Below are 24516 nucleotides of genomic sequence, written 5' to 3'. Positions count from 1 at the left end.
GTTGTCGCCCTCCTCCGCCTTGCATCTCGACGCACCAGACCCCGCTCATCTGCGTCGAAGAGTGGCCGCCACCCTCGCGCGGCCTGATCCGCCGGACAGGCCCTTGGCGGCTCGGGCCATGCGGAGGCCGCGCGTCAGCCCGCGCAGCCGAAGAGCGGGTCCGCCTCCCCCCGGGAGGCGGACCCTGCCGTCATACCGCCGGCTTCGCGGAGACGGGGAACGCCACGTCGCACACCTGGTCCTCGGGTCCCGTCGTCTCCCACTCCGCGAAGTAGATCTCGCGGCACACGCCCTCGACCGTCAGGCCCTCACGGGCGACCCACTCCTCGACCGCCTCGAACGCGGCGAGGATCTGCGGGTAGGAGACCTGCGCCTTGGTGAGACGGGTGAAGGCGAGCCGGTGCGCGGGTTCCACGCGGGAGCTCGTGCCCCGCTCCCGCCCCGCCTTCTCGGCCCACGCCCGTGCGGCCGCCGCGTCCCTGACCGGGACGCACGCCTCGGCGGGACCGTCGCTGTCCTGGGTCACGTCGGAGTGGTAGAGGACGAGCGGCGCGCCCGCCACCCCGCCGCACTCGGCCTCGGCCGCGTCCTCCAGGCGGCGCGTCGACGCGCCGATCCAGGCAGGCAGCTCCTCGGCGAGCAGATGCCGGGTCTCGCTGATGACGTACTGCTCGGGTACGTCGATGATCCTGACCGGGAAGTCGGTCTGGTATGTCTCCTTCATCGTGGTCCCTCTTCCTGAAAGGCGTCCACGGAGGTACCCCGCCAGCGTGCGCTGCTCGGCATGGCGTTCCTCGACCCCCGCCCAGTACGCGGCGACCGCGTCGGCCGCGCGTTCGCCGTCGAGCCCGACGAGACCGACGACCTCGGCGATCTCCGCGAGCGGCATGCCGAGCCGCCGCAGCAGGACGACCGTGCGGGCGTCCTCCACCTGGGCCGGGCGGTAGTGGCGGTACCCGGTGGTCCTGTCGACGTACGCGGGGGTCAGCAGCCCGAGGCGGTCGTACAGGCGCAGTGCCTTGGGCGAGAGCCGCGCGCGGGCGGCGAATTCACCGATGCTGAGCAGCTGGTCCATGGGGGCATCCTCCGTCACCGGGTCCGTTGACCCGGTGCGCAGGACGATGAGCTCTGCCCCAGGGGCAAGGTCAACCGGGCCGCCGGTCACCGGCGTACCCGTAATAGGCCTGCGCCTCCAGCCATCTGCGGTGCCTGCCCCGGCGTACGCCGACGATGATCGCGAGGGCGGCTCCCGCGAGGATCCCGCCGAGCGGCACGAGCACGGTCACCGCCACGCCGCCGACGAAGGAGGAGACGTCGGCGGAGTCGCCGGGGGCGAAGGTGAGGTCGCGGTTCGGGTCGTCGCACAGCACCCGGTACTCCGCGTCGGTGTCCGCCTTCAGCACGAACGCCCGCTCCCATCTGGCCCCGCCCTTGGACACGTTGAACGTGCCGCCGGGCGCCGTCACGCGCGGCGTGGTGCCGGGTGGCCCGGAGACCTTGCAGTGCGCGCGGGCGACGAAGGGACTGCGTACGAAGACGGCGGCGTCGTCGTCGGGCGAGATCCGCACCGTGACGGACTCCCCGCTCGCGAACGCCCTGCCGTCGTCGACGGAGTCCACGGCGGAGGTCAGCGTGAGCACGAAGCTGACGATCCCGACGGCCACGCAGAGCGCGGCCAGTACCCCCGCGACGACGAACCACCGCAGCCTGGGCCGCAGTTGCCGCGGGTCGATCCGCGGCGGGGGACCGGGTGGCGGCCCGTAGGGGTACATGCCGGAACGATGACAGGAGGCCGGGCCTTCGGGAAGGGGATTTCGCGCGGCCGCGGACAGATGTTCGTCCGCTGTTCCCCCGCATGGCCGGATGGCGACGCAAGTGGCCGGATGACATTAGAATCCGCGCTCGGAACGGCGGAAGCGGAACGGGACCAGGGGGACCAGGCATGGCACACGGGGGATACCAGGGCTGGGGACCACCGTCGAACGGACCAGGACCAGGAGCTGGGCCGGGACCCGGGCCGGGTCAGGGTGGTGGCCCTGACCCCTACGGTCCGCCGCCCCAGGGCCCGTACCCGCCACAGCCCGGCCCGTACGTACCGCACCCGCGCCCACGCCCGCAGCCCCCCGTCCGCCGGACCGCGGGCCGCCTCGGCTGCGCCTTCTGGTTCGTCTCGCCGCTCATCCCGCTGGTCCGCTCGGCGCGGCGCCGGGCCGAGGGGATCTTCAACAGGCCGGGCCACGGCCGCATCGAGGACGACCTCGTGACGAAGGTCCAACTGTGGCGCGCGATCATCGGTTTCGCGGCCAGCTTCGGCCTCGTGTACGTCTACGGCGCGGACGACGGCTGGAGCGGCGTCGCCAACGACGGCATCGCCAAGCTGCTCCTGGCCCCGCTGCTCCTGATGCTCACGGGCCCGCTGGTCATCGCGGCCTTCATCTACTACGCACCGGCGGCGCACCGCGGCGAACTCCGCTCCCGGCTGCGGGAGCCGCTCAAGGCGGTGGGCTGGTACGTCGGCATCCTGGCGGGCACGGCGGGGGTGCTGTTCGGCAGCGCGCTGCTGGTGAAGCAGCAGTACGGCACGCTGGTGAACGGCCTGGTGGGACTCGCCCTGTTGGCCGCGCTGGCCTGGCTCCTTCCGTTCCTCGCCTTCTCCTCCGCGTACGCGGCGCGCTATGCCTTCAACACGGCCAACGTCCACGCGGCGCTGCCGGCCGCGCTGACGGTCGTACTCGTCTGGGAACTGATGCTGAGCAGCCTCGCCCTGGACGGCGGCCTGCCGCACGGGCCGTTGGCGGCGCAGCTGTGCGCGGTGTTCGGCGGCCCGCTGTCGGTGACGGCGGTGGCGCTGTGGGAACTGCACCGGATGCGGACGCGACATGGGGTAAGAGTCCGCGCATAGGCGCTACGTGGCGTGCCTCTCGGCGAAGGGGAGCAGCAGAGCGGCGGTCCGCACCGGCTCTTCAAGGATCGGCGTGTGCCCGGCGTCCGGCATCAACACGACCTCGGCACCCGGTACTTGACGGTACTGGGCGGCGGACGACGAGGCCTGCCACCGGCGGTCGAGCTCCCCGAAGACGACCAGGAGCGGCTTGCCGACGGCGGTGAGCCGGGCGGGCAGCGCCTGCTGTTTCAGATAGCCGGTGCAGGCCTGCATGGCCGAGGCGATGACGTGGATGCTCATGCCGCGCAGCTCGTCGACAAGCTCCTGCGGTATGTGAAATCCCGGACGGAACCCGGCACTTGCGAACTGCCGGAGCTGCTCGTCGCCCGGCGGCCAATGGGCGGGGTCGATCGGCAGGGCCTCCGGCGCGATGAACGCATCCATGCCGGGCCCGGAGTTGATGAGCGCGAGGGCGGTGACGAGGTCGGGCCGCAGCTCGGCGAGGGCGGTGGCGGTGTAGCCCCCGCTGGAATGCCCGACGACGGTGACGTGCCGGACGTGAAGCAGGTCGAGGGCGGCGCCGATGGTGTCGGCCTGCTCTGCGGCTTCGTAGCCACGCCCGCCCGCAGGCTCTGCCGAGCGCCCGTGCCCCGGCAGATCGACCCGGATGACGTGCCGGGACTCGGCGAGCAGCGGGACGAGGGAGTCCCAGGAGCGGCTTGAGGTGGCGGACCCGTGGATGAGGAGCAGCGCGGGGGCGTCGCGGGGCCCGTCACGGTGGACGTGGAGGTCGCCGTAGGGGAGCGGAAGGACGGAGGCGTAGCTGGTGTCTGCCATGAGCCCAGGGTCGCTCCGCCCCCGCCCGCCGGGCTTGGACAAATGTTCCTGGGGGAGGGGGCAGGGGAATGGACCCCGACATGACCGAACCCGCCACTCCCGAGGCATGGGACGTCGCCCGCCCGCACCGCCCGAGCCGCCTGCCGGGCGTGGACATGGCGGGGTTCCGCGTGCCGGGTCCGCTGGCGGGCGGCCTGCGGGTGGTGCCGCACCCGGCGGTGATGCTGATCCTGGAGTTCGGCCCGAGCGCGTCGGCGGTGCAGGACGGCACGGGGCGGCGCCTCGTGGGAAGCCTGGCCGCGGGCCCGGGATTCGGCGCGGGCGGCGGGGTGAGGGCGTACGGCAAGGAGATCGAGACACTGCAGATACGCCTGCCGCCGACCATGGCGACCACGCTCCTGGACGCGGACCCGGCGGACCTCGCGGGCTCGATGGTGCCGCTGGACGCCCTGTGGGGCGACCGGGAGACGGCACTGCTGCGCGAGCGGCTGAACGAGACGTCGTCGTGGGAGGCGCGCTTCACCCTCATCGACGAGCTGTTGGCCGGCAGATGGGAGGGGCGAGGGAAGGCGGACGAGTCGATGGCCTGGGCCTGGCACCGGATGGTGACCGGCAGAGGCCTGATCAGGGTCGACGACCTGGCGACAGAACTCGGCTGGAGCCGCAAACGCCTGTGGTCCAGCTTCCGGACCCACGTCGGCCTGCCCCCGAAACGCGCGGCGCGACTGATCCGCTTCGACAGCGCGGTGCACCGGATGCTGACGGGCGAGGCACCGTCCCAAGTAGCGGCGGCCGGCGGCTACTTCGACCAGTCCCACCTGCATCGGGACGTCATGGAGTTCACGGGTTCGACGCCGGCGCGGGTGGTGGGGGAGCCGTTTCTGACGGTGGACGGTCGGGCTTGGCCGGCGGGGGCCAGATCGGGCGCGGGAGGCGGAAGCAGGGGGTGAGGCGGCGGAGGGTGAGCGCGGCGGAGAGTGAGCGCGGCGGAGAGTGAGGCGGCGGAGAGTGAGGCGGCGGAGGCGGAAGCCGCCGCCGCGCTCACCTCGGGATCAGCCCGGCAGGTCGCTGGGGATCTCGCCGGGCGGGTTCATCGGCCAGCCGATGTTGCTGTTGTGGATCCAGCCCTTCTTGCCCTTGTGGGCCCCCTTGAGGACCTTCCCGTAGGCCCAGCGGCCGCGCTCGCAGTACTGGTAGAACTTCTTGTCGCCCTTGCCCACAAGCCCCTTGGACGTGTACTTCGTGCCCGGCCCGGTGCGGAAGTTGACCGTGTCGGTGATGGCGACCTTGGTGTTCGGATTGTTGTCGGTGCAGGCCGAGGAGCCGACGGCGGAGGCGCTCGGCGCGCCGAGCACGATGCTCGTGGTCACCATCGCGCCGACGGCGAGCGCGCCGGCGAGCTTGCGGGACAGCTTGGTGTTCCTCATGAATCCCCGTTCGTGTTGTGCGGTGGTCTCGTTCAACGCCCTGGCGGGCGCGTCTGGTTGATGCGCCCGCTGAACGATCTTCGATGCTATAACCGACCCCAGGGCCGACGAGGCCCGGAGCGCACCGGTCCGGTGCCCGACCGGTGAAGGTTTCGGGGGGACTCCGGCTGCTCCTGCTACTCCGGCCGGTAGGCGCTGACCGCGTCGGCCAAGGGCTTGCCGAAGCCCATTTCGCCGGGCGGGATCGGGCTGCCGTCGAGGGAGAGGACCAGCTTGGCCCCGTCCGGGCCGGAGGTCAGGGTGCAGGTCACGCCGTTGGTGTCGGCGCGCTCGAAGCCGAAGCGGGGGTAGTACGCCGGGTGGCCGAGGGCGGTCACGGTGTGCTCGCCCCGGTTCCGGGCCGTGTCGAGCGCGACGCGCACGAGGGCGGTTCCGATGCCGGTGCCCTGGTGGCCGGGGGCGACGGACACGGGGGCGAGGGAGAGCTCGGGGATCCAGTAGTCGTCGGCGCGCAGGGCGTCGGCCGGGGTCTCGGTCCTTGTCTGCAAGTGAGTGTTCCTTACAAGGGGGTTGTGGTTCGGTCGAGTTGGTGGGGTCACAGGGTGAGCAGAGCGCGGCGGGCGATGCCGGGGCCCGTGCCCTGGAGCGGCCTGAGGACCAGGCGCATCAGGGCGAGCGGGTTGTCGTCGCCCGCGATGCGGTTGGCGCTCAACTCGCCGCAGCTCAGGCACTGGTGGATGAGCAGCCACTCGCCGTCGGGGCGCGCGGACATGCCCAGCGCCTCCATGCGGCCCCGGCAGGACGCGGCCCGGTCGCCCGGCACACGGGCATCCACGTGCAGGCTGACCAGACAGCTGGGGCAGTGGTTGCGGTGCCCCGTGCCGGGCGCGTCCAGGGACACGTCGAGTCGGCATCCGGCGCACTTGAAGTCGTTTGCGCGGTGCCCGCCGTGCTCGTGGAGCACGTCCTTGTGCCGCTGCGGACGACGGCGTACGGGGTCCTGTCCTCGGTTGGTGTTACGTCGAGGCACGGTCGTCTCCTCCCTCCGGGTCCTTTCGCCCCGTCACAATGTGCCGAACGCTTCGAGCGGGAACGGCGGTTGGGCGAGCGGGCGCACGGCCATGCGCATCAGGACGAGCTGGTTGTCGTCCGCGCAGACCGGGTTGGAGGTGAGTTCGTCGCAGCGTACGCAGCGGTGGACGATCATCCAGTCGCCGGTGCGCAGGACGGCGATGGCGATCGGCGACATCCGCCCGTGGCAGTCGCTGGGACCGCCCTCGACGTGGTCGGTGACGTGCCGCGAGTGCAGACAGGACGGACAGTGGTTACGACGCTTTCCGTCGGCGGCGGTCGCGGACACGGTCAGTCCGCACCACGCGCAGGCGAAGGTGTCGACGGTGAGGGTGTTGAAGGTGTGCTCGTTGGACACCCGGTGCTCCTTGCTGAGAGGTAAGACATGACAGCAAGAGCAGGCCGAGCGGGCTCGACGACGTACCAGGAAATACGTACCAGGAAATACGTACTGGAAAACCGGAAGCTCACATCCGGGCAGCCGCGCGTGGACAGCGCGGCGGAAACGGCGGACGGACGCTTACGCGGTGCGGCGAGGCGCGCTCGGCGCGAGCCGGGTCATCAAGACACCCCTTCAGAGGCACGAGGCCCAGTGACGGGACAGTACGCACGTGAATACGTCCGCACGTCCCGGTATGCGATCAAGAGTACGAACCCGAGGCTAGCCGCGCGCCCGCCTCGTCCGCCAACGATTTGTTTCACGCCGGAGATCAGGATCGGTCCTGGTGCGGAGCCGCGTCGTCGGCTGTCGGGCGGATCTGTGGAAGTGGTGTGGCCGTGCCGTCGTAGCGGATCAGCGGGGCGGCGTGAAGGCGGGCCGCGTAGTGGCTGGGGCGGCCGAGGACCAGGGTGTGGTCGGCCACGGTCCAGGCGCGTTCCACTTGGCAGACGGCCGTGCTCAGTGCCGTGTCCAGCAGGGGTACGCCGTCGACCAGGTGATGGGGGACCGTGGCGAACCGGTCCCCGGGGGCGGTGGCGAAGTGGGAGGCGAGGTCGGCCTGGGCGCCGGAGAGCACGTTGAGCCCGAAGACGCCTCGCCTCCGCAGTGTCCTGAGGGTGCGGCTGCCGGTGGACAGGGAGATCAGGAGCAGCGGGGGATGGAGTGACACCGAGGTGAACGCGGTCACCGTGCAGCCCACGGAGTGTCCTTGGCGCCGGCTGGTGACGACGGTGATCCCGGTGGCCCACGTCCGCATGAACTGGTGGAAGGCCTGCGGGTCGCCGTCCGTATCCGGTCGGCGGGCCGCCGGGGGCGCGTCCGGCGGCAGGCGGAAAGACGTCATCGGGGAGCTCCGGCAGGCAGGGCGGAGCCGGCTCCTGCGCCGGCCGCGGTCAGGTCGGCCCGCGCGGCCTGGTGGTTTCCCAGTTCCTGGTGGCACTTGGCACGTTGCTGGAGCAGCTCGACCGTGTCGGACTCCGGGAGTCGGAGGGCGGCCGTGTAGTCGTCGACGGCGGCCTGCCACGAGCCTGCGGACTGGTGGACGTAGCCGCGGTTGTACTGGAGGTCGGCGTTGCCGGGGTCTGCCTCGACGGCCCGGTCCAGGTCGCGCAGCGCGGTGTCGAGGTCACCGGAGTCGAAGGCCAGCGCGGCGCGGCTCGCCAGGGCCGCGACGCAACCGGGGTCGCTGTGCAGCGCCAGGTCGAAGTCGCGCCGAGCGGACTCGGTGCGACCGGCGTCCCGGGCGAGCTGCCCGCGCACCTGGAGCAGACGGGCGTCGGCGGGGGCGAGTACCAGGCCTTCCCGCAGCAGCGGCACGGTCTCGTCGGCCTGCCCGGTTTCCAGGAGCAGCCCGACGAGGTTGACGCGGGCGTCGAGTTCGGTGGGCTCTAGCTCGACGACGCGACGCAGGTCCGCGATCGCGCCGTGTGTGTCGCCCGTTTTGGCGCGCAGGTCGGCCCTGTTGAAGTGCACTTCCCAGAAGGGCGGGCCGAGCTTGATCGCGGTGTCGTAGTCCGCGAGGGCGGCGGTGTGCTCGCCCGTCTTCTGCAGGATTTCGGCGCGGTCGAAGTAGTAGTCGGGGTAGTTCGCGTCGAGGCCGATGACCGTGGTCAGGTCCGCCAGCGCCTCGGGCTGCCGGCCCATGGCCCCGAGGACCCGGCCCCGGTTGTGCACCAGGACCGAGCGGTGCAGCCGGTGCCGGTCGGCCGGGAGTCGTGCGTCCATGTGCTCCAGTGCCGCGTTCACCAGACGCAGGGCCTCGGGCAGGTTGCCCAGATGCATCTCCACCAGGGCCATCCCGTTGCGCTGGAAGGACCAGTGGAAGGTGCGCTGCTCCGGGTCGGGCAGCAGCGATGCCAGCGTGATGGTGTTGGTGAGGTACGTCTTCGCCAGGTGGTGGTCCCGCAGTTCCGCGGGGTGGAGCCGGGTGTAGAGCATGGCCATCGCATAGCCGGTGAACATCTGGGCGAGAGGCAGGGCGTAGCGGGCCCGTACCTCCAGGTACAGCTTCTCGGCTTCCCGCGTACGGCCGAGCAGTCCGTGCGCCGCGGCCATCTTGCCGCAGAAGTCCCAGTAACGCTCGGCCTGTTCGGGTTCGACGACGGCCCTGGCGCGGTCGGCGTAGTCGAGTACGGCGTCCCAGAATCCCAGACCGGCGGCGTAGTACACGGCTTCGTGGAGGGCGTCGCCGCCGGCGCCCGCGGGGTCGCTGCCGTGTTCCAGGTGGTAGGGCACCGCGCCCAGACGCAGACTCCAGTCCCCCTCGTTCAGCAGGTGCGCGGCGCGCTCGTCGTGCAGCGTGGCCCGCAGCGCGGGATCGGCGGCCAGGTAGGCGGCCAGTTCGTCGGGGTGGTGGGAGGTGCCGTCGGAGGCGATGTAGGTGTGCAGCAGCTGACTCTGGTCACGGGAGTCGCGGGAGTCGCGGGAGTCACGGGAGTCACGGGAGTCAGGGGCGTCGGTCGCCTCGGGGGAGCGGGTGACGCGGGTGGCGTACCGGGCGAGGGCCGACCCCAGCTCGTCGGGCAGGTCGCCGCCCCGGCTGCCGATGGTGACGGCGATCGGCAGGCCCTGGGTACGCCGCAGCAGGATGGCGAGGAACTCCTGGTCGGTGGGGTCGGCCTCGTCGACGTCCGTGAAGCTCATGGTGAGCGGCCCGCGGTTGCCGAGATCCGCGTACGTGTGGAGGAACTCCACAAGCCCGTGGGCGAGTCGGCGGGTGCGCGCCGCCGCGTAGAGCCGGGTCCGTTCCTCGGGAACGGCGAGGGACGTGAGGGTCTGCGGCGAGGCGCCGATCCGGTCCTTGAGCTCCGGGGCCACCGAGAGGATCTCGATGGCGTGGAGACGTACGAGTTGGGGCCACCGCTCGTAGGCGGCGGGTACCAGGGCGCGGGCAAGGCAGCCCGCCGCGGTGTACGGGCCGCGCAGCCGTCGGTGGCAGCCGACCGTCACGTCCGCCGGTTCGTCGCCCGGTACGTCGGGGCCGGAGCGCCACAGGTGAGTGATCATGGAACCTTCCTTCATCGTGAGTCGGCACCGGAACGTGACGCCTCGCGGCGGGAGATGAGGATCAGGAGAGTGAACTCGAGGGCGAGCAGGCCGACCGCGGTGGCCGAGTCCCAGAACCGGGCGCCGTCGGCCGTACCGTGCGCGAGGGCGGGGCCGAGCCGGGTCAGGAAGCCCACCGTCAGAGGGATGAGGGCGAGTACGACCGTCGTCAGCAGGATGCCGACGCCGCCGACGGTGATCAGCGCGAACCAGGGCGCCATCACGCGGTCGCGCTGCGACCAGGCGGAGTCAGCGTCGTCGGCGGGCGGCTTGACGCGCGGCAGCCGGCTCAGCTTCCGCCGGAGATAGGCGGATGTCGCGCCGTGCAGGTCGGTGCAGCCGAGGAGGGTGGTGAACACGTAATAGAGGTCGGTGCGCAGGAAGACGTAGAACTGCCAGGCGAGCCGCAGCAGGACGGTGTAGGCGACGGCGAGCGCGAACGCGGCCACCGGCCGTGGTCCTGCGGCCGCCACCAGGGTCAGGGCGCTGAACAGCAGCACGTCGGCGAGCATCCCGGCGAGGAACGGCAGCTGGCGCTGCTTCCTCGGCACGCTGTAGAGACCGTCCAGGTGGGCCTCCACGACGATGAAGAACAGCCGTCGGCTCACCGTAAGCCGGGTCGGCAGTCCCAGGCGGCGCCCGGCCAGTACGTGGAAGGACTCGTGCCAGGCCACGGCCGGCACCTGGACGAACGCCAGCGCCAGTTGGACGGCGACGAGGGACGGGGTGAAGAACACGTTGTCCGGGCGGGGGCGCACGTCGGGGTGCGTCACCATGACGGCGACGCACACCGCGACCAGGAGGGCGTGAACGCCCCAGGCCACGGGGGAGAAGAGCCAGGCGCTGAGCCGCCGCAGCCGCAGCCGTGGCGGTGGGGTCGCACTCTGTGGTCCCTCCCGGACGAACCCCAGCTCGCGCAGTGTGGAGACGAAGCCGCCGATGTCGACGCTCTCGCCGTACTCGCTGAGGTACCACTGGGCCGCCTCGCCGGCTTCCCGGCCGGCGGCGAGCTGACGCAGCAGCGCCGCCCCGTCGTGCGGGAGCACGGCGTACGACTCGGTGTCGGGGCGCCCCACGACGACGCCGTCGTGCTCGTCGACGAAGGTCAGCGGGTGGAATTCGATGGCCGACATGGCGTCGGGGGCCTCCTCGGCAGTACCGGACGGAAGGGGTCCGTACCCCCGGCTGCCGCGGTGGGCGGTCGGGGGTACGGACCGGGGACGTCAGCAGCCGGCGAAGCTGTAGACCGACGCGGACGACGTGAGCCGGATGGACCCGGTCTTGCGAACGGTGATCTTCTTCATGCGTTTCACCTCCCCGGGTTCTCGTGCCGATGGTGCGCAGCGCCGCCCCGGATGGGCGGCCCGCCGACGACACTGGCACCGAGTCACGCCGCCGGGCATGGGGAGACGGCCCCCATGTTCCGGTGACGCCCGCGGACCGCGGATGGGGGCTGAGTCCCCATGTGGAACGCGGGCCGGGTATGCAGGGTGGAGGGCATGCGAGACGACGCCCTGTCAGTCATTGCCTGCGGTTCGAGCGCGGCGAGTCAACTCCCCGTCTATCTCACGTGGTTGCGCCAGGAGATCGACCTCGGCCTGCGGGTGCTCCTCACCGGCGACGCCGTACGGTTCGTCCAGCCCCAAGTCGTCGCCTGGTACGCCGACGAGGCATTCACCAGCGACGATCCGGCACTCAACCCCGTGGAGCTCGCCAAGCGCTCGGCCGCTGTGGTCGTCCTGCCGTGCACGGCGAACACACTCGCGTCCGCGGCGCTTGGCCTGGCCGCGACGCCGGCACAGACGGTCCTGCTGGCCGCGGAACGCCCGGTGCTGTTCTTCCCGAACATGAACCGCGCCATGTGGACCAAGTCACCCCTGCGACGCCACGTCGCGACACTGCGGGCCGACGGCCACACGGTCGTCGACCCCCAGGAGCAGGTGGTCTTCGAGCTGTGGCGCAAGGAGAACGCGGCGGGGATCACGATGCCCGCGCCCGACGAGGCCGCAGGGACCGTCCTCACGTGGCTGGAGAAATCTCTCTCGGGCGACGGCGACGGCGACGGCGACGGCGACGGCGACGGCGATGGCGATGGCGACGGCGATAGCAACGGCGATGGCGACGGCGATAGCAACGGTGACAGTGACGGCGACGGGTTTGAGGAGGACGCGGCGGCGGCGAACGGCTGAGTGGCCGCCTATCCGGCGCGTGGGTGCTGTCCCTCGTCCTGCAGGACCCGCGCCGCATACGCGTTGAGCGCGGCACGATTGGGCTGGTCGGTCTTGACCAGCAGGCTCGCGACGTGTTTCTCGGCCGTGCGCGGAGAGATGAACAGCCGGGCCGCCAGGGTGCGGTTGTCGGGCCGGTCGACCATGAGTTGCAGGACCTCGTACTCCCGCGGCGTGACACCGAGCAGGCGCAGACATTGCGGCACCTGCCCGGCCGCACGATGGGTCACCACGGCACCGGCGCGCCGCAGCAACTCCCGGCACGCCCGGGCCACGGCAGGCAACTGCGCCCCGTGGAAGTACTGCTCCGCCTTGCGCAGCCAGAGCACCGGATCGCCCCAGCCGTCGGCATGCGCGGCCTCGGAGACCAGGCGCAGACCCAGGTGCGCGGCCATCGGAAACGGTGCCGCGACGGCCGCCGCCTCCCGCATGGCACCAGCCGCCTCCTCGCCACGCCCCTGCCGCCCGAGCAGCACGGCTCGGGCCAGCAGCGCGAAGTGACGGTTCCAGCGCAGCCCGGCCGCCTCGGCGGGCCGGTCGTCCGGGCTCGTGTCCGCGTCGGGGGCCAGCGCGTCAAGGAGCAGAGCAAGGCCATGGCGCCCGGTCAGCGGATACGGCGCAGGGCATACGGCGTCCGCGGCCACCGCTCGATCCAGTTCCAGACGGGCCCGGTCACGGTCCTCCTCCAGCAGGGCGCACACGGCCCCGGCCAATCCGTGGGTGAGCGCCGTCCACGGTGAGGGCGGCGCGCTCCCGGCGGCAGACTCGCCCAGGATCCTCTCCAGAGTCTCGCGGCTGCCCTGGTGACCGGCGCCGATGGCCTGCACCGCCGCCAGACAGTGCGCGTCACCGCCGCTGAGTCCCGCGCGCTCCTTCTTCGCCTGGTACGCCTCGGTGAGCCGACGGGCCGCCGGGTACTCGCCGCGCAGCACGTGGTCGAGGCCAAGCACGAGGTCCGCGCTGGTGCGCAGGGCCCGTGCTCCCCGGTGCTGTGCCTGCCGCCGCACCCGCAGCAGCGTCTCCCGCTCACCGTCCGACAGCCACTGGTGCACGGCTAGTTGCAGCATCGCGTGCATCCGCCACAGCGGCAGTTCATGGGCATGGGCCTGCATCCGGGCGAAGCAGTGCGCGGCCTCCGCGGAGCCCCGCTGCAGGGCCAACTGACCCCGCACCCGCCAGGCCCGGCACGCGACGACCGCCTGACCGCCGCGCTCGGCCTTGTCCGTGGCCTGCTCGGCGAGGGGCTGGGCCCGCGCCGGCACGTCCACCAGCAACTGGGCCGCGACAGCGTCGAGGGCGGCTGTGTCACCCTCCGCCGCTTCCGGGCCCAGCGCGTGGCGCGCGGCGTCCACATGGGCGAGCCCCGCAGCCGGCCGGCCGTCGGCGTGCGACAGCCAGGCGAGCCGAATGTGCAGGCGCGCCAGGTCACCCGCCGGACAGGCCTCGCCCGTCGCGTCCAGCGTGCACGCGAGGCGCAGGCCCCGGCCGATCTGCCCGTGCTCCGCCAGCGCGACAAGGAGTTCGTCGAGAACATCCAAGCGCCGCCGCGGTGCGTCCGACGTACCGAGCAGCTCCCATGCCCGCGTCAACAGGTCCACGGCGCTGGAGACCCGGCCCGCCGACAGCGCGCGGCGCCCGGCGGTGGCGAACAACGCCGCGGCTTCCGGAAGGTCGTCGGCGGACAGCCGCAGCTGCGCGGCGAACCGGCACCACCTCCCCGGCAGTCCGGGATGCAGCTCACTCACCGCCTCGGCGGCGCGCCGGGCCAGCGCGGCCCGATCCGCCGGGGTGAGCTGTCCCAGCAACGCCGCGGCGGTCATCACGCCGCGGAAGGCGTACCAGTCGCTGGCCCGGCCGTCGGCCGTGATCAGCCCCGCCGCACCCGCGGCACGCAGCTGGGTGAACAGCCGCGCCTCCGACATCCCCCACGCCTGGCGCAGCACCGAGACCGGGAACCGTTCGCCGATCACCGCCGCCGCGGACAGGAGCCGGTGCCCTTCCGGCCCGAGGCGTGCCGCACACCGGGCGACGCAGTGCTCGACGGCCGGGGGGACGGTGCGGCGCGCCTTCGGCACCAGCCGGCAGCCCTGCGGTCCGGTCAGCAGTGCGCCGGTCGCGACGAGGGTGCGCAGGACTTCCTCGGCGACGAAGGGGTTTCCGCCGCTGTCCCGGTACAGCCGGTCCACCACGTCGGGGGGTACGGCGTCGGCCGCGACGCCCAGACGGTGCGCCGCAAGGCGGCCCACATCGGTCCGGCTCAGCCCCCGCAGGTTCAAGAGCGTGGCGGCGCGCCGTCGTGCCAGGGCGTGGGCGAGGTCCCATGGTGCGCCGGGTCCGGAGCGGAAGGTGACCAGGAGCACGATGCGCTGTCCGGCGATGTTGTCCGTCAGGTACTCCACCACGGCGGACGTCGAGGGATCGGCGTCATGGAGGTCCTCGAGGACCAGCAGACTCCCCGTCTCCGTCGTGGCCGCGGAGAGCAGCCGCAGCACGGATTCGCCGATGAGGACGGGCGAGTCGTCGGGAGAACGGGTGCCGACGCCCCCGTTCTGCTCCGGCACCACGGGGGACCACCGGCCGCCGAGCGGGAGTTCCGTGTGCGCGAATTCGGGTACGACGCGGCCGAGGACGGCACGGTAGGGCCCGAGCGTCCTGCTGTCCGGGCCCTCGCGGTCGCGGAAGAGACAGGCCAACGCCTCACTGAGCGGCCGCAGCGCCACGGCCGGGCCGACCGGGCTGCCCCGGCCCTGGAGAACCCGCATGCCCCGGCCGCGTGCGAGCTTCGCGGCCTCCCGCACCAGCAGCGACTTGCCGATGCCGTCCTCGCCGCTCAGCAGGAACGCGTGGCCGTGCCCCCGGCCTGCGCCGTCCAACGCCTTCTCCAGCAGCCCGAGTTCCTCGTCCCGGCCCACACAGATCGACAAGCCGTCATTGATCAGCGTCGACATCCGCACCCCCGTATGCCGCTCACGTCACGGCGCGCCGGTCTTGTGCTGTTCGCAACGGCGGCCCGGACGGATGCCACACGGGGGGTCCGCCGCACAGAAAGGCCGAAAGAGAACTGTCGGCCGATACGGGCCACCGCCGACAGCAAACGCCCCGGACCATGATCGGCCCGAGGCGTTCCGGTTGGTGCCCCCGGCAGGATTCGAACCTGCGACACCCGCTTTAGGAGTTTTCCCTGATCAAGGCTGTGACCTGTGCAAATGTCGGCGGCAGGGCGTCTGGCCCGGGAAGACTTCCCTCCGTAGCGAGAGAGCCCCTGCGTATCGTCCTACTTCCAGGGCGGTTGGCCGGTTCCTGTGGCCCACATGTTGAGCTGGCGAGCTTCTGCCACGCGGATGCCAGCGGCTCGTGCGCAGTCTGCTGCGGGTGCGGTGAGGCTCGCGGTGGTGACCAGCAGGGCGACATCGGCGCGGTGGATGTGGAAGACGGTGCCGGCGAACTTCTGCACATCTGGACTGCGGACCTTGCCGTTGTACTGCTTGCACTGGATGACGAGTTTGCGGTCGTCAGGGGTGTAGGCGATGACATCTGCCCCGAGGTCTCCGGCTCCTCCAGGAGTCTGGACCCGTGTGCAGCCGTCTTTGCGGCACAGCTCGGCGATGGCTTGCTCAAACTCAGTGGCGGTCAGGGAGAACCAGTCGGGGGCGGCGCGGGGTTCGTCGGTGGGGGATTTTTCGTCCAGGACGCGCCCTTGGTCCTTCAGGAGGGCAACTAGATTGGCGAGTTCGGAGGAGAGGGCCTCACGGGTGCGCGCGTCCCTGGTCTGGTACTGGGCCATCAGCGTGCGGTATGCCACGTCGGCCTCGCGAAGCTGACGCGCATAGTCGTCAGGGTCGTAGCTGGTGGGTGTGTGGGAGGCAGCGGTCGACTGGGGAGTGGCGACGGGCCCGAGCGCGCCGCTGCCTGGAGGCAGGATTTCTCCCACAGTCACCTTGTGGAAGATCCGGTTGCCGTTCAGGTAGGTGACGACTTGGCACAGGGTGTCGAATCCTGCCAGGCGGTGCTGGATGAGCGTCACGGTAGCCACACCGTCGTCGACGGCGGAGATACCGATTCCAAGCTCCGGTGGCATGTCCCATGACTGGTACTTGGGGTCGTAGGTTCCCGTGTGCTTTTCGGAGCCCAACACGGTTCCGGTGCCGAGGATGTCCTTCTTGGCGTTCTCGATGTCTCGTTCCCAAGTGGTGCGACGGGATTGAGGCATGTTCTTCAGGGCTTCTTCGGCGTTCGGCCGGATCAGTACGTCACTGACGTGGCCGGGGTCCTGGAACCACATTCTTTTTGGGCTTCCTCTGCTTCTGGGCCGATGGGATGCAGGTGCCGACATTCGCACGCCTCCCATGACCTCGGGAAGCGCGCCGATTTCGGCTGCCCTGTGACGGTCAGGTGCCGTCGTAGACCCAGGCACGGCCGGTCGGTCAGGGCCGTGATCTCCACCGTGATCTTCAGGGGGCTGGGGACGAGGCCGCGTACGTCGAAGAAGCTGAGTCAGCCTTCGTGCTGCTCGTCCATTTCGCCGGAGCGGTCGGTGATCCGTGGGTTGAGCAGGATGATGGCGGGTGCGTCGCCGGACGGCTGGACGACGGCCGCGGTGCGGCCGATGCGATCTGTGGGGCGGCGATGCCCTTGCCCTTGGCGAAGAGGTGGACCTGGCCGATTCGCTCCATGGTGGCGAAGAGTTCGTTCGGTGATGCGCTCGGCCTCGCCGCGCTCGGCGGGCAGGTCGAAGGGGCGGGCCCGGTTCGGTGAGGATGTCGGCGCCGTGCTGGACGACTCCGAGGTCGCGCATTCGCCGGCTGGGCCGCGCGTCGATCACCTGAACTCCCCTTGTTGCGTATCGGGTTCGGGCCGCGTGCGGAACCGCCACTCAAGACGGTACCGAGCGTGCAGGGCGGGTGTGGTCGTGATCCATGTGAATTGCCGTAGCTTGCTGTCGTCGCTTCGTACGGGAGGGGTCCGGAGAGGGGAGGCTTCGGCGGTCATGGAGGTCTCGGTGCCCCATACGACGGGGTCGAGGGCGGCGGGGAAGACGAGTTGGACTTCCAGGCGCTCGGTGGGCAGGCGCACGGCTCGCTGGAACCAGCGGCCCCACTTGTCGTCGCCGACGGTGTAGGCGTACTCGATCCACACGGACTCGCCGGGGTAGAGCGGGAAGCGGCCGTGTTCGTTGTCGAACAGCAGCCAGACTTCCTTGAAGGCGTCGCGGTCGTGCTTGGATTCCCAGCGCATCGCTTCACCCCGGCAGTTGGCCGTCAGCGCAAGTTCGTCCCAGGCCAATGGGTTCGCTCTGTAGTGGGTGTTGGACCGCTCGGGATCGCCGGGGTAGCGGTCGACGGAGATCCGGATCAGGCAGCGGGTGACCAACTCGTCGCCGGTGTTCCACAGGCGTCGGCGCATGATGAGCCGGTAGTTGCCGCCGTCGTACTGGAGCCGTGCGGCGTCGTGCTCGACGGTGAGTGCGGAGCCGGTCGCGTACGGCTGCTCGGGGCGGCGCCGGGCGGGCGGTGACGCCGCGGGCCGCCGGGTACAGGCCTTGGCCTGCTCGTAGTCACCACCGCCGCCAGATCGCCTTCCCGGCGTTCAGCGCCTCGTCGGCGAGCCGTGAGAACTCCTCGCTGGGATTGTGGCGGCCGGACTCCACATGGCTGACGTAGGACGGGTCGAACCCCATGGCCAGGGCTAACGTCCGCTTGGACATGCCGCGCACTTCCCGCCAGCGGGCCACCTCGGCCGCGGGAAAATCTCTTGGCCCTTGGATCTCGCGCATGCAGGTTGTCAGTGGAGCCGAGATTGTCTTTACCCCACAGGGGCTGTTGGGGGCGGGGGCGGTGTATGCGCGTTCCACTGGTCTTGCTCCCGCCATGCGCGGCAGGCCGCGAGACGAGCAGTGACCCATGGGTCACTCGCGAGAGGCGCGGGCAGCCGGGTTTCCTCATCGATCACGGCTCCCGCCAGCTGCCGGGCGGTGAGGCTTCTGGTGTCCCTGAGGTCTGCGCCACTGAGGTCCGTGCCGAGCAGCGTCGTCTCGGCGAGGAGGGCGCCGCGAAGGTCCGCTTCGACCAGTCCCGCGTCATCGAGGCGGACCCCCGCGAGATTCGTACGGCTCAGATCAGCGCTGTTGAGAATGGCGTCGCGCAGGTCAGCACCACGCAGATCGGCACGGCAAAGGTCTGCCCAGGTCAGGAACGCCCGAGAGAGACGGGGCGGGGCATCGAACTCGAAGCTGCGAAGCATCAGTCCAACCAGTTGGGTGGAACGGAGGTCGATACGGCGGGCCTCGTCCCGTTCGGGCCGCCGTGCGAGAACTTCCACGGCCGCCTTGATGTCCGCGGGCGGTTCTGTACCCGGTGCCGGGACTGGCCGCGGCGGCCTGCGTCCCTCTGAATCGGTGGGTGCCTAACGACGAGCGGACCCTCGGGCGTTTTCACGGACGAAGGCCGACAGGACGCCCACCACGGTGGCGTGATCCTGAGGCGACTCCGCCATGACGTGCTCCAGCCCGTAAACGGCTCCCAGCCGTTCTTCGAGCTTGTCGGAGGCCAACTGCCCTATGGCCGTGCTGAATCGCTCGGTCACCTGCCCACGCCGCGACAGCTGATAGGTACGGGCGGTGTACCCCAGCCCGAGCAGTACGGATGCCCCTCCCATGGCGGCCAGCAGCGTCTGGCGTACTGCGTTCAGCGCATCTGCCCGCTCCTTGCCATGAAGGCCCTGAACCGTATCGCCGGCTACCCACCACGACACCGGCCCCAACACCACGAGGATGGCCCCGACGGCAACGGCCGCCCCCACTGTCAGACTGACGATCACCCGGTGGCGGCGGTACAGGCGAGTACAGCGCGGTCCGATATTCCTGAGAGGGCTATGGGACATGGAGGCCATCCCATCGCACGGAGGCGGAGGAGGGGAACCGGTCCGGACTTCCTCTGGTTCACGGCGGAGCCCGACGGGCCGATGAAGAGCGTTGCCAGAACGGGGCCTGTCAGCGTCCTTCACGCCGTGCGCGGTCCACGGCCTCTGCAGCCTCGTCACCGGCCGGCCGCTCGACCTCCTCCGGCACCTCCCGCTCGTCGAGAACGAAGAGCCGCCCACCAACGAGCTTGGTCATCGGTTTCCAGCCGAGACGGCGGCCGGCCTCTCGGGCAGCACGACGCACGTCTTGAGGTCGCCCATCTCCGCGAGGTCATCGCCGCTCAGGATCAGCTGCCCGTAGTACCCCTCGTACTGGGGCTTGAGGGTGGCCCGCATCATCGACTCCAGGAGGTCGACCAGCCTCTCGTACCGCCGCCGGCCCAGCTCGTCTTTCGCGGGCATCGCCGACTCCTCCCCGCCCTCTGTGCGCACCCCATGTGTGCCATATATGTGCTGCAAGATCGAAGCCCTGTCGCCCGACCGGACGACAGGGCTTCTGACCTGCTACATCTCTGTGCCCCCGGCAGGATTCGAACCTGCGACACCCGCTTTAGGAGAGCGGTGCTCTATCCCCTGAGCTACGAAGGCGGGGCTTGTCCGTGAGGACAGCTTTGGACAGGGTAGCCGATGCGGGGGGCGGGGCAGTGTCAGGTGCCGGATACCGCGTGCAGGCGCAGCGCCAGCTGGAGCTCCAGGGCCCGTTCCGGGGTCTGCCAGTCCGGGCCCAGCAACTGGGATATGCGGTCCAGGCGTTGGACCACCGTGTTCACGTGGACGTGCAGGGCGTCCTTTGCCTTCGACTGGCTCATTCCCGAGGCGAAGTAGGCCCTCAGCGTGTGGGTCAGTTCCGTGTTGCGTCTCGCGTCGTAGTCCAGGACCGGGCCCAGTGTGCGGCGTACGTACGAGTCGAGGTCCGTGTCGTCGCCCAGGAGTACGCCGAGGAAGCCCAGGTCGGGGAGGTCCGCTCCCTGGCCCTTGTGGCCCAGCGCGCGCAGGGCCGACAGGCAGCGCAGGGCCTCCGCGTGGGCCTGGGACAAGGCCGCCGGGCCCACGCCGGGGCCCGCCGCGCCCACCGTCACCGGAGTGCCCGCCGCCTGCGTCAGCTCCGTCGCCAGCGTGCGGGCGCAGGTTGAGGTGGATGTCGTCGGGAGGACAAGGACCACGTGGTCGTGGTGCAGGCCCGACAGGCCGCCTCGGGTGCGGGCGGCGCGTGCCGCCGTGTTGAGGAGGGTCTGGCGGGGGGCCGATTCGGCGTGCGGGACGAATACCGCGTGCGGCGTCGTCAGGTCCACTTCCAGTTTGCGGGCCCTCGCCGTCAGGCGGGCCGGTGTGCCGGTCAGGGAGAGGAGGTCGTCGAGCAGTTCGCCTCGTACCCGGTCCTCCGCCTCCGATGCCGAGCGGCGGAGCAGGAGGAGCAGTGCCGTCACTACTCCTGCCCGCTCGAAGAGGCGTCTGTCCGGCTCGTTCAGGTCCGGGCGGTCCGTCAGGGCGATGCTGCCCAGCAGCTCCGGGCCCGCCAGGACCGCGCACACCCAGGTGCCGTCCAGCGGTACCGCCCTGCCGCTGGTGCGTGACGTCGCCACCGCCTTCGCCGGCGGGGTGCGCGGGGCCGCGCCCACCCGGGCCAGTTCCGTGCCGTCCGCGTCGTGGATCAGGGTGCCGCCGTGCAGGAGCGCGCCGATCGCCGTCGCCACCTCCGTGAAGTCGCCGCCCCGCAGCACCAGGTCCGTCAGGCGGTCGTGCGCGTCCTCCGCCCGGCGCAGGGCCTCGCTGTGGGCCTGGATCGTCTGCGATGCCGTGTTGAGGTCGACCAGCGCCGCCCGCGTCTCCTCCATGCGGCGTGCGCTGTCTATCGCTATCGCCGCATGGTCCGCCAGCGAGGACAGGAGTGCGCCCTCGTCCGGGGTGAAGGAGCGGGCCGTGCGGTCCGCCGCGTACAGGACGCCGATGACGTGGGTGCCCTGACGAAGAGGGACTCCGAGGATCGCGTGCAGGCCCTCCTCCAGTACGGCGCTGTCGATCGTGGAGGTGTGCTGGAAGCGGGGGTCCACCTCGTAGTCGCCGGTGGCGTACGGGCGGGCCGTCTGTGCCACGAGGCCGCCCAGTCCCTCGCCCATCCCGAGGCGCAGGTTCTGGAACGCCGCCGAGACCGAGCCGTCGGTGACCCTCATATAGGTGTCGCCCGCCACGTCGTCGTTCAGGGACAGGTACGCCACATCCGTACGAAGCAGAAGCTTCGCCCTGTGGACGATTGCGCGGAGTACCGCGTCCAAGGTCCCGCAGCGCCGCGAGGTCGCCCGCCGTGTCGAACAGCGCGGTCAGCTCGGCCTCCCGGCGCTGGTGCTGGTTGAGGGTGCGGCGTACCCGTAGGGCTGTCTGTGTGGCCTCGTCTATCGCGCCGAGTTCGGCGGCACAGGCGCCCGCCGCCCGTGCCGCCGCCGCCGGCCGGGCGAAGTGCTCGGCCGGGGCGTCCCCGGCCAGCAGGTCGAGCAGCTCGCGCAGGGCGGCCGCGGCGTGCGCGAGCTCCCGGTGGGCCAGGTCTGCGGGACGGGGCATACGTCGGTCGCCTCCGGGAGCGGGCTTCGGCTTCAGCGGACTGCGTGGCTTCAGCGGCTTCAGCGACTTCAGCGGCTTCAGTCGCTACTTCGCGGTCAGCTTCCGATTGTCGCCGAGGGAGCCGCCGCCGAGGAGGCCTCGTCCGGCGTCGTCCGCTGCGCCAGCGAACGGCCCCGCGTCTCCTTCGCCGCGAGCACCGTCAGCGTCGTGATGATCACCGTGACGCAGACGTACAGGGCCACCGGCGTCGCCGACTCGTAGTCCTTGAGCAGCTCCACGGCGATGATCGGCGCGAGCGCGCCGCCGATGATCGACGCCAGCTGCGAGCCCATCGAGGCCCCCGAGTAGCGCACCTTCGTGTCGAACATCTCGGAGATGAACGCCGCCTGCGGCCCGTACATCGCCCCGTGGAAGAGCAGCCCCACCGTGACCGCCAGCGTGATGACGGTGAAGGACTCGCTGTCGACCAGCGCGAAGAAGGCGAAGGCCCACACCGCCATGCCGATCGAGCCGATGAGGGTGACCGGCCTGCGGCCGATGCGGTCCGAGAGCGCGCCCCAGAGGGGGATGGTGATGAAGTGCACCGCCGAGCCGATGAGCACGGCGTTCAGGGCCGTGCTCTTGGGCAGCTCCAGATGCACGGTGACGTAGACGAGGACGAAGGCCGTGAGGATGTAGTACGAGACGTTCTCGCCGAGCCGTGTTCCGATGGCCGTCAGGACGCCGCGCCAGTTGTGGCGGAAGACCTCGACGACGGGTGCCTCGTCCTTGACCCCGGTGTCCGCTTCGGCCGCCCGCGCCTGCGCCTCCAGGAACAGCGGGGACTCCGACACCGACACCCGTATCCACAGACCGATGATCACCAGTACGCCGGACAGCAGGAACGGGATCCGCCAGCCCCACGCGAGGAACGCCTCGTCCGACTGGACGGCGGCGAGCAGCGCGAGGACACCGGTGGCGAGGAGATTGCCGCCCGGCGCGCCGGCCTGCGGCCAGGACGCCCAGAAGCCGCGGTTCTTGTCGTCGCCGTGCTCGGACACGATGAGTACGGCACCGCCCCACTCGCCGCCGAGCGCGAAGCCCTGGACCAGGCGGAGCAGGGTCAGGAGGATCGGGGCGCCCACGCCGAGCGTCGCGTGCGTGGGCAGCAGGCCCATCGCGAACGTCGCGCCGCCCATCATCAGCAGGCTCAGGACCAGCAGCTTCTTACGGCCGATCTTGTCGCCGAAGTGACCGAAGACGACACCGCCGAGGGGGCGAGCGGCGAAGCCGACGGCGTACGTGAGGAAGGAGAGGAGCGTGCCGACCAGGGGGTCGCTGTCGGGGAAGAAGAGGGTGTTGAAGACGAGGGCCGCCGCCGAGCCGTAGAGGAAGAAGTCGTACCACTCGATGGTGGTGCCGATCAGGCTGGCGCTGATGATGCGGGCGATGCCGGTCTTCTTCTGGGGCTGGGGCTGGGGCTGGGGCCGGTCGGCTGGGTCCTTGCCCTGGGCATGCGGCGTTGCTGCCATGGCGTGATCCGTTCTCTATGGGGACGTGGGAGAGCTCTTGAGGAAGGCGGGGCGCTAGGCGGCGGTCCAGCCGCCGTCGAGGGGGAGCGACGCCCCGGTCACGAAGCCGGTGTGCGGCCCGCACAGCCACAGCGCCGCGGCGGCCACCTCCTCCGGCTCGATCAGCCGCTTGGCCGCCGAACGACGCAGCAGTACGTCGGTGAGCACCCGCTCCGGAGCGATGCCGTGGGCGGCGGCCTGGGCGCTGATCTGGTGCTCGACGAGGGGGGTACGGGTGTAGCCGGGGCTGAGGCAGTTGCTGGTGACGCCGTGCGCGGCGCCTTCCAGGGCGGTGACCTTGCTGAGCCCCTCCAGGGCGTGCTTGGCCGCGACGTACGCGCTCTTGAAGGCGCTGGCCCGCAGCCCGTGCACGCTGGAGATGTTCACGACGCGGCCCCAGCCCCGCGCGTACATGTGCGGCAGCGTCTGCCGCAGGAGGAGGAACGGGGCGGTGACCATCACCCGCTGGATCAGGTCGAACCGCTCCGGGGGGAACTCCTCCAGGGGCGCGACGTGTTGCAGCCCCGCGCTGTTGACGAGGACGTCCACCGCGGCGGGCAGCGTACCGAGCGCCGCGGGGTCGGCGAGGTCCACGACGTGCGCCGCGCCGCCGACGGCTTCTGCCGCCGCCTTGGCCGAATCGGCGTCCACGTCCACGACATGGACGAAGGCCCCGGAGGCGGCGAGCGCCACGGCACAAGCACGCCCGATGCCGCTGCCGCCTCCGGTGACCATGGCGGTACGTCCGGTCAGATCGGCGCCCGCCGTCGCTCCGGCGGGGGCGCTTCCGCTCACAGTGCTGGTCATGGCGGGAAACGTAAGGGCGCCGCGCGGGGCGTTCCCATGTGTGGGGGCCACATAACAGGGGGCTTGTGTATGTGGGCCTGAAGGGCGTTGCCCGTGGGGGCGGTTACGCCGGGTGCGTCCGCGCGAAGCGGTCCGTGCTGCCGTCCGACCAGGTGCACGCGAGCTTCTGCGCGGTCCCGCTGCCGGTCGCCACGGCCGTACCCGTGGTCGTCATGTCACCGCCGCCGCAGTCGACGGTCATGGCCATGGTGCTGCTGATCGTCCCGGTGCAGGACTTCGCGCCGGCGCGCATGGTGAGCGAGGTCCCGGAGATCGTCAGGACCATCTCCTTGCCGTCCTGCGCGCGGACGATGTGGTACCAGGTCCCCTGGACGCCGCTCGCGCCGGGCTTGCTGGTGGGGGCGGGTTTCGGGGCGGCCGTACGGGTCGGCGCGGGGGCCGCGGTCCTGGCGGGGCTGGGGGTGGCCGACTCCGTTTCCCGCGCCTTGCCGGGGGTGGGGGTGGGCTTCTTCGTGGACGGCTTTGTCGTGGACGGCTTCTCGGCGGGCTCCGAAGCGCTGGGCTCCGAAGCGCTGGGCTTCGACTCGCCCGCGCCCTTCGCGTCGTCGCTCTTGCCTCCGTCGTCGCCGCTGCCGCAGCCGCTCAGCGTGAGGGCGATCAGGGCGGCGGCAGCGGCGGCCGCCATGGAAGTAGTTCTGCGCACGGGAGTTGATTTCCTGTCGGGCCTGGATTGCGTTGCAGGGGGAAGTGGATT

Annotated in this window: 25 protein-coding genes, 1 tRNA gene and 1 pseudogene; 4 read left to right on the top strand and 23 right to left on the bottom strand. The window is 71.0% G+C overall.

What is annotated here, in order from left to right; genetic code table 11:
- Positions 1–190 precede the first annotated feature (190 nt).
- Together ACIBKX_RS36750 and ACIBKX_RS36745 are read right to left on the bottom strand one after the other, a co-directional pair.
- Complete coding sequence (locus ACIBKX_RS36750; RefSeq protein WP_363269956.1) at positions 191–1075, bottom strand: MerR family transcriptional regulator; 885 nt, start codon at positions 1073–1075, stop codon at positions 191–193.
- 70 nt (positions 1076–1145) lie between these two features.
- On the bottom strand, positions 1146–1772 hold the full coding sequence (locus tag ACIBKX_RS36745) for a hypothetical protein (protein WP_363269957.1): 627 nt from the start codon (positions 1770–1772) through the stop codon (positions 1146–1148).
- Positions 1773–2260: 488 nt separating this feature from the next.
- Between ACIBKX_RS36745 and ACIBKX_RS36740 the strand changes: the two genes are divergently transcribed.
- Complete coding sequence (locus tag ACIBKX_RS36740) at positions 2261–2902, top strand: hypothetical protein (protein WP_363269959.1); 642 nt, start codon at positions 2261–2263, stop codon at positions 2900–2902.
- Between the two features lie 3 nt (positions 2903–2905).
- On the opposite strand, the gene ACIBKX_RS36735 is transcribed toward ACIBKX_RS36740, so the two are convergent.
- Positions 2906–3721, bottom strand: coding sequence for an alpha/beta hydrolase (locus tag ACIBKX_RS36735; protein ID WP_363269960.1), 816 nt, complete (start codon positions 3719–3721; stop codon positions 2906–2908).
- An 80-nt stretch (positions 3722–3801) separates the two neighbouring features.
- Here ACIBKX_RS36735 and ACIBKX_RS36730 point away from each other — a divergent pair, with 80 nt between their 5' ends.
- A complete protein-coding gene (locus ACIBKX_RS36730) occupies positions 3802–4671 on the top strand; it encodes a helix-turn-helix domain-containing protein (RefSeq protein WP_363269962.1) in 870 nt (289 codons plus the stop codon).
- A gap of 102 nt (positions 4672–4773) precedes the next feature.
- Here ACIBKX_RS36730 and ACIBKX_RS36725 read toward each other — a convergent pair whose 3' ends face one another.
- The 7 genes from ACIBKX_RS36725 to ACIBKX_RS36695 all read right to left on the bottom strand — a co-directional run bounded on the left by ACIBKX_RS36725 (position 4774) and on the right by ACIBKX_RS36695 (position 10836).
- Positions 4774–5148, bottom strand: coding sequence for an SH3 domain-containing protein (locus ACIBKX_RS36725; RefSeq protein ID WP_363269963.1), 375 nt, complete (start codon positions 5146–5148; stop codon positions 4774–4776).
- Between the two features lie 176 nt (positions 5149–5324).
- On the bottom strand, positions 5325–5696 hold the full coding sequence (locus ACIBKX_RS36720; RefSeq protein ID WP_363269964.1) for an N-acetyltransferase: 372 nt from the start codon (positions 5694–5696) through the stop codon (positions 5325–5327).
- A gap of 47 nt (positions 5697–5743) precedes the next feature.
- The gene (locus tag ACIBKX_RS36715) at positions 5744–6178 is read right to left on the bottom strand and encodes an RNHCP domain-containing protein (protein WP_363269965.1); all 435 of its coding nucleotides are present in this window, start codon (positions 6176–6178) and stop codon (positions 5744–5746) included.
- A gap of 33 nt (positions 6179–6211) precedes the next feature.
- Positions 6212–6577, bottom strand: a complete 366-nt coding sequence (locus tag ACIBKX_RS36710; protein WP_363269966.1) for an RNHCP domain-containing protein — start codon at positions 6575–6577, stop codon at positions 6212–6214.
- A 352-nt stretch (positions 6578–6929) separates the two neighbouring features.
- Positions 6930–7502 carry a flavin reductase family protein gene (locus tag ACIBKX_RS36705; RefSeq protein ID WP_363269967.1) on the bottom strand — a complete coding sequence of 191 codons (573 nt, stop codon included), beginning with the start codon at positions 7500–7502 and terminating at the stop codon, positions 6930–6932.
- Positions 7499–9664 (bottom strand): tetratricopeptide repeat protein, encoded by a 2166-nt coding sequence (locus tag ACIBKX_RS36700; protein ID WP_363269968.1) that lies wholly within the window; start codon positions 9662–9664, stop codon positions 7499–7501. Before ACIBKX_RS36700 ends, ACIBKX_RS36705 begins: the two co-directional genes overlap by 4 nt.
- An 11-nt stretch (positions 9665–9675) precedes the next feature.
- Positions 9676–10836: a hypothetical protein gene (locus ACIBKX_RS36695; protein WP_363269969.1), complete on the bottom strand. Its 1161-nt coding sequence runs from the start codon at positions 10834–10836 to the stop codon at positions 9676–9678.
- 366 nt (positions 10837–11202) lie between these two features.
- On the opposite strand from ACIBKX_RS36695, the gene ACIBKX_RS36690 reads away from it, so the two are divergent.
- Positions 11203–11892, top strand: coding sequence for a flavoprotein (locus tag ACIBKX_RS36690; protein ID WP_363269970.1), 690 nt, complete (start codon positions 11203–11205; stop codon positions 11890–11892).
- Between the two features lie 8 nt (positions 11893–11900).
- Here the strand turns inward: ACIBKX_RS36690 and ACIBKX_RS36685 are convergent, their stop codons facing one another.
- Both ACIBKX_RS36685 and ACIBKX_RS36680 read right to left on the bottom strand, forming a co-directional pair.
- Positions 11901–14879, bottom strand: a complete 2979-nt coding sequence (locus ACIBKX_RS36685) for an AAA family ATPase (protein ID WP_363269971.1) — start codon at positions 14877–14879, stop codon at positions 11901–11903.
- Between the two features lie 326 nt (positions 14880–15205).
- Positions 15206–16213, bottom strand: coding sequence for a restriction endonuclease (locus ACIBKX_RS36680; RefSeq protein WP_363269972.1), 1008 nt, complete (start codon positions 16211–16213; stop codon positions 15206–15208).
- A gap of 221 nt (positions 16214–16434) precedes the next feature.
- Here ACIBKX_RS36680 and ACIBKX_RS36675 point away from each other — a divergent pair, with 221 nt between their 5' ends.
- Positions 16435–16686: a hypothetical protein gene (locus ACIBKX_RS36675; RefSeq protein ID WP_363269973.1), complete on the top strand. Its 252-nt coding sequence runs from the start codon at positions 16435–16437 to the stop codon at positions 16684–16686.
- Between the two features lie 63 nt (positions 16687–16749).
- On the opposite strand, the gene ACIBKX_RS36670 is transcribed toward ACIBKX_RS36675, so the two are convergent.
- The 11 genes and pseudogenes from ACIBKX_RS36670 to ACIBKX_RS36620 all read right to left on the bottom strand — a co-directional run bounded on the left by ACIBKX_RS36670 (position 16750) and on the right by ACIBKX_RS36620 (position 24465).
- Complete coding sequence (locus ACIBKX_RS36670; protein WP_363269974.1) at positions 16750–17334, bottom strand: hypothetical protein; 585 nt, start codon at positions 17332–17334, stop codon at positions 16750–16752.
- A 151-nt stretch (positions 17335–17485) separates the two neighbouring features.
- Positions 17486–17635 carry a helix-turn-helix transcriptional regulator gene (locus tag ACIBKX_RS36665; RefSeq protein ID WP_363269975.1) on the bottom strand — a complete coding sequence of 50 codons (150 nt, stop codon included), beginning with the start codon at positions 17633–17635 and terminating at the stop codon, positions 17486–17488.
- Between the two features lie 98 nt (positions 17636–17733).
- A complete protein-coding gene (locus ACIBKX_RS36660; RefSeq protein ID WP_363269976.1) occupies positions 17734–18249 on the bottom strand; it encodes a pentapeptide repeat-containing protein in 516 nt (171 codons plus the stop codon).
- 84 nt (positions 18250–18333) lie between these two features.
- Complete coding sequence (locus ACIBKX_RS36655) at positions 18334–18747, bottom strand: hypothetical protein (protein ID WP_363269977.1); 414 nt, start codon at positions 18745–18747, stop codon at positions 18334–18336.
- Between the two features lie 172 nt (positions 18748–18919).
- Positions 18920–19045 (bottom strand): hypothetical protein, encoded by a 126-nt coding sequence (locus ACIBKX_RS36650; protein ID WP_363269978.1) that lies wholly within the window; start codon positions 19043–19045, stop codon positions 18920–18922.
- On the bottom strand, positions 19042–19251 hold the full coding sequence (locus ACIBKX_RS36645; RefSeq protein ID WP_363269979.1) for a hypothetical protein: 210 nt from the start codon (positions 19249–19251) through the stop codon (positions 19042–19044). The genes ACIBKX_RS36650 and ACIBKX_RS36645 overlap by 4 nt, the downstream gene beginning before the upstream one ends.
- 113 nt (positions 19252–19364) lie before the next feature.
- Positions 19365–19437: transfer RNA gene (locus tag ACIBKX_RS36640), tRNA-Arg, on the bottom strand.
- A gap of 59 nt (positions 19438–19496) precedes the next feature.
- A pseudogene (locus ACIBKX_RS36635) lies at positions 19497–21405 on the bottom strand (helix-turn-helix domain-containing protein).
- 95 nt (positions 21406–21500) lie between these two features.
- The gene (locus ACIBKX_RS36630; RefSeq protein WP_363269980.1) at positions 21501–22916 is read right to left on the bottom strand and encodes an MFS transporter; all 1416 of its coding nucleotides are present in this window, start codon (positions 22914–22916) and stop codon (positions 21501–21503) included.
- 54 nt (positions 22917–22970) lie between these two features.
- Positions 22971–23762, bottom strand: a complete 792-nt coding sequence (locus ACIBKX_RS36625) for a 3-hydroxybutyrate dehydrogenase (protein ID WP_363269981.1) — start codon at positions 23760–23762, stop codon at positions 22971–22973.
- Between the two features lie 103 nt (positions 23763–23865).
- A complete protein-coding gene (locus ACIBKX_RS36620; protein WP_363269982.1) occupies positions 23866–24465 on the bottom strand; it encodes a hypothetical protein in 600 nt (199 codons plus the stop codon).
- Positions 24466–24516: the final 51 nt, after the last annotated feature.

It is taken from the genome of Streptomyces sp. NPDC050658, assembly GCF_044457025.1.
GTDB lineage: Bacteria > Actinomycetota > Actinomycetes > Streptomycetales > Streptomycetaceae > Streptomyces.
Note: the sequence above shows the minus strand (reverse complement) of the source record. Positions and strands in the feature narration are given on the sequence as shown.